The sequence below is a fragment of the Acidovorax delafieldii 2AN genome, from assembly GCF_000175235.1.
GTDB lineage: Bacteria > Pseudomonadota > Gammaproteobacteria > Burkholderiales > Burkholderiaceae_C > Acidovorax > Acidovorax delafieldii_B.
The window spans coordinates 1-4,484 of the sequence record NZ_ACQT01000276.1; the positions used below are offsets into that span (position 1 = coordinate 1).

4 protein-coding genes are annotated in these 4,484 nt (G+C 67.1%); 2 read left to right on the forward strand and 2 right to left on the reverse strand.

The window, feature by feature from the left end; all coding sequences use genetic code 11:
- Positions 1-238: 238 nt before the first annotated feature.
- Together fabA and fabB are read left to right on the forward strand one after the other, a co-directional pair.
- Positions 239-769, forward strand: a complete 531-nt coding sequence (gene fabA, locus ACDELDRAFT_RS19495; RefSeq protein WP_005799760.1) for a 3-hydroxyacyl-[acyl-carrier-protein] dehydratase FabA — start codon at positions 239-241, stop codon at positions 767-769.
- Positions 766-1,983, forward strand: coding sequence for a beta-ketoacyl-ACP synthase I (gene fabB, locus ACDELDRAFT_RS19500; protein WP_005799761.1), 1,218 nt, complete (start codon positions 766-768; stop codon positions 1,981-1,983). The genes fabA and fabB overlap by 4 nt, the downstream gene beginning before the upstream one ends.
- Before the next feature lie 267 nt (positions 1,984-2,250).
- On the opposite strand, the gene ACDELDRAFT_RS19505 is transcribed toward fabB, so the two are convergent.
- A complete protein-coding gene (locus tag ACDELDRAFT_RS19505) occupies positions 2,251-3,204 on the reverse strand; it encodes an N-carbamoyl-D-amino-acid hydrolase (protein ID WP_005799762.1) in 954 nt (317 codons plus the stop codon).
- A gap of 87 nt (positions 3,205-3,291) precedes the next feature.
- A partial coding sequence (locus ACDELDRAFT_RS19510) for a Zn-dependent hydrolase (RefSeq protein WP_005799763.1) occupies positions 3,292-4,484 on the reverse strand: 1,193 nt, incomplete at its 5' end.

Genomic DNA, 4,484 nt, shown 5'->3' on the forward strand with positions numbered 1-4,484 from the left:
GGGTGCGGCGCTGAGCGGGCCTCGGCGGGCGGCGCCTGCCGAGGCCCGCCTTCCCTGCGAAGGTGGTCTGGAAATTGATCCAGGTCATGTGCACTCGGGGCGCCGGAAACCGCCAACAGGGTAATCAACGCCCGTGTGGGCCGTGTGCCTTGATAATGGAGCCTGCGCCACCGGCAATGGGGTGGCGAAAACTGAATATTTGAAGCGGCCGGGCCGCTGTTCTGGAGCACGATTGAAAATGGCAGATTCCTTTTCCTACGAACAACTGATCGCCTCGGGTGAAGGCCGGCTGTTCGGCGCCGACAGCGGGCGTCTGCCGCTGCCACCCATGCTGATGTTTGACCGCATCACGCACATCGACAGCGATGGCGGCGCGCACGGGCTGGGAAAGATCCGCGCCGAGCTCGACGTGCGCCCCGACCTGTGGTTCTTCGCCTGCCATTTCCAGGGTGACCCGGTGATGCCCGGCTGCCTGGGCCTGGACGCCATGTGGCAGCTCATCGGCTTTTACTTGACCTGGCTGCAGCTGCCGGGCCGGGGACGCGCTCTGGGCGCGGGCGAGGTCAAGTTCACCGGCGAAGTCGGCCCCGACGTGAAGCTGGTCACGTACGAAATCGACATCAAGCGCGTCATCAAGCGCAAGCTGGTCATGGCCATCGGCGATGCCCGCCTGCTGGCCGATGGCAAGGAAATCTACGTCGCCAGCGATCTGCGCGTGGGACTGTTCAAACGCGAGGACGACGGCGCAGCACAAGGAGCCGCAGCATGAAACGGGTGGTGATCACGGGCACGGGCATCGTCTCGTGCATCGGCAACGACATGGCCACGGTCACGCAGTCCTTGCGGGAAAGCCGCTCGGGCATCCGGGCCATGCCCCAGTTCACCGAGATGGGCATGCGCAGCCAGGTGGCCGGCGTGCCGCAGATCAACCTCGAAGAGCACATCGACCGCAAGCAGTTGCGCTTCATGGGCGACGCTGCCGCCTATGCGCACATTGCGCTCAAGCAGGCGATCGCCGAGTCGGGCCTCATGCCCGATCAGGTGTCCAACCCGCGCACCGGTCTCATCATGGGTTCGGGCGGCGGCTCGCCGGCGAACCAGATCGAGGCGGCCGACATCCTTCGCAGCAAGGGCATCCGCCGCGTGGGCCCCTACCAGGTCACGCGCTGCATGAGTTCCACCGTGTCGGCCTGCCTGTCGACCAACTTCGGCATCAAGGGCATCAACTACTCCATCACGTCGGCCTGCAGCACCTCGGCGCATTGCATCGGCGCGGCAGCCCAGCAGATCGCTTGGGGCATGCAGGACGTGATGTTCGCCGGCGGTGGTGAAGAAGTGACCTGGGGCATGGGCCTGCTGTTCGACGCCATGGGCGCCATGTCCAGCGCGTACAACGCCACGCCCGAGAAGGCCTCGCGTGCCTACGATGCCAACCGCGACGGCTTCGTGCTGTCGGGCGGCGGCGGCGCCGTAGTGCTCGAAAGCCTGGACCACGCCCTGGCGCGCGGCGCCAACATCCTGGGCGAAGTCATCGGCTTTGGCGCCACGTCGGACGGTGCCGACATGGTGGCCCCGTCGGGTGACGGCGCGATTGCCTGCATGCGCCAGGCCATCTCCACCGTGGGCGAGCCCATCGACTACATCAACACCCACGGCACCTCCACGCCGGTGGGCGATGTGCCCGAACTGCGGGCGATTCGCGAAGTGTTTGGCGATGCGGTTCCGCCGTTCTCGTCCACCAAGTCGCTCACCGGCCATTCGCTGGGCGCCACGGGCGTGCAGGAAGCCATTTACTGCCTGCTGATGCTGCGCCAGGGCTTCATTGCCGCATCGGCCAACATCGAGACGCTTGAGCCGGCCGCCGAAGGCATGCCGCTCGTGCGGGAAACGCGCGACGCACCCATTCGCACGGCGCTGTCCAACAGCTTCGGCTTTGGCGGCACCAACGCCAGCCTGGTGCTGCGTCGCTGGGACGGCCAGTAAACCGCGCGCGGCCCATCGGGCCCATGCTGTGGTGGCAGTGCAGCGCCCGCAGCCAGAAAGAGAGCCCATGGCTCTCTTTTTTTACGCCCCTGCACCCGGGCGGATGCGAGGCAGTGTTTCACGTCCAGCGGCGTGTGGGGCCGTGCCGCCATTGCCCAGCAAGGTGCCGCGCTCGGTACGGTGGCGCCGGGTGGGCGCCGTTACGGGCGGACAGGCGATAGCACGGAAGTTCGGACGGTTGGGGCGGGCAGGGCGTTTCAAGCCTCCTCAGCCCTGCCAGACACTGCCGTCGGCGGCCAGTGTCTCGCCCTTTTTCTGCACGATCAGCCCATAGCATTCGGGGTGGCGGTGCAGGTCAAAGTTGAAGGTGGTGCGCTTGTAGATGGCGCAAAAATCCAGGTCGCAACGGCCGAGCACCACCTCGTCGTCCCGGGTGGTGCAGCGCGCCACCACTTCGCCCGATGGCGCCACCAGCAGGCTGCCCGCGATGCTGTCCACGCCTTCCTCGATGCCGCCCTTGGCCACGCTGGCCACCCAGCAGCCGTTCTGGTAGGCGCCGGCCTGCACGGAGAGCTGGTTGTGGAACAGCGACAGATCGTCGTGCTGCGGCGCCGGCGCGTTGTGCACCGGCGTGTTGTAGCCAATGAAGATCATCTCGGCGCCCTGCAATGCCATGACGCGGTAGGTTTCGGCCCAGCGGCGGTCGTTGCACAGCGCCATGCCCACGGTGCCGCCAAACGCATGGTGCACGTCAAACGATGCGCCTGGCGTGAAGTAGCGCTTCTCCAGATGCTGGAATTTGCGCCAGGGTTCGTGCTCGAAATGGCCCGGCACGTGGATCTTGCGGTACTTGCCGATGATGCGGCCCGTTCGGTCGACCAGGATGGCGGTGTTGTACTGCGTGAGTTGTCCCGCCTCCTCGGCCAGCTCGGCGTAGCCCAGGTAAAAGCCCACGCCCAGCTCCTTGGCCAGGTCGAACAGCGGCTGCGTTTCGGCGCTGGGCATGCTGCGCTCGAAATAGCTGCGGATCTCGGCCGGGTCTTCGAGGTACCAGCGCGGAAAGAAGGTGGTCAATGCCAGTTCGGGGTAGACGATGACGTGGGCGCCCAGGCTGTGGGCTTCACGCATCAGGGCGCACAGGCGCCGGACGACGGCCGTGCGGCTGTCGCTGCGCTGGATGGGGCCCAGTTGGCCCAGGGCGACGTTGACGATGCGGGACATGTGGAGGCCTGCTTTCTGCAAAATTGATAGCTGCTTGCGCACAGTACATAAGCGCTAGCGGGTGTTTTAATTGAAATAGTGGCGGAATCAGGCGCGGTTGGCCTGCTCCAGCATCACCTGCAGCAGCACGTTGGCGCCTTGCTCCAGTTGCTGCGCATCGGTGTGCTCGCGCACGTTGTGGCTCAGCCCGCCGGCGCTGGGCACGAACACCATGGCCGTCGGGCACACGCGGGCCAGCATCTGCGCGTCGTGTCCGGCGCCGCTGGGCATGCGCAGCGTGGACAGCCCGGCCGCGCGCGCGTGGCGCTCCACGCTGTCAACCAGCCCGGCATCGAATTGCACCGGGGCAAAGTCGGCCAGCTGGCGGTGGCTGAACTGCACGCCGTGCTCGGCCGCCAGCCGCCGGGCATGGGCCAGCATTTCGGCCCGCGCGGCCTGCAGCAGCGTGCCGTCGGTGTTGCGCAGATCGACGGTCATCGTGGCGCGGCTTGGAATCACGTTGATCAGATTGGGCTGCAGCGTCACCGCGCCCACCGTGCCCAGCTGGCGTCCGCCGTAGCGCGCCACCAGTTCGTGCAGGAAAGCGGCGCAGCGCATGGCCACCATGCCTGCGTCGTTGCGCAACGCCATGGGCGTCGTGCCCGCGTGGTTGCTGTGGCCGGTAAAACTGAATTCCATCCAGCAAATGCCCTGCACGCCTTCGACCACGCCGATGGCAATGCCCTCGCGGTCCAGCACCGGCCCCTGCTCGATGTGCAGTTCGATGAAGCTGTCCACGCGCGGCGAGCCGACAGCCGCCGTCCCCGCGTAGCCGATGCGCGAGAGCTCTGTGCCCAGCGTGGCGCCGTCGTCCACGGCCGCGCTGGCCAGCGCGTCTTCCAGCGGCATGCCGCCCACATGCACCAGGCTGCCCAGCATGTCGGGCTGAAAGCGCGCGCCTTCCTCGTTGGTGAAAAATGCCACCTGCAGCGGCCGGCGCGTGCGCACGCCCGCATCCCGCAACGCGGCCACCACTTCCAGCCCCGCCATGACGCCGTAGTTGCCGTCGTACAGGCCGCCGGTGCGCACGGTGTCGATGTGGCTGCCGGTGGCCACAGGCGCCAGGTCGGTGGTGCCGGCACAGGTGGCAAATACGTTGCCGATGGCGTCGATCTCGACGTGCATGGCGAGGGAGCGCATCTGCTGCACCGTCCAGTCGCGCGCGGCGCGGTCCGCGTCCGACAGGGCCAAGCGGTTCGTGCCGCCGCCGGGCAAGGCGCCGATCCGGCCCAGCTCGGCCA

Bases quoted from the DNA above. Each gene is read 5' to 3' on its own strand.
- fabB (WP_005799761.1), top strand. From the start codon at position 766: ATGAAACGGGTGGTGATCACGGGCACGGGCATCGTCTCGTGCATCGGC.
- fabA (WP_005799760.1), top strand. From the start codon at position 239: ATGGCAGATTCCTTTTCCTACGAACAACTGATCGCCTCGGGTGAAGGC.
- ACDELDRAFT_RS19505 (WP_005799762.1), bottom strand. From the start codon at position 3,204: ATGTCCCGCATCGTCAACGTCGCCCTGGGCCAACTGGGCCCCATCCAG.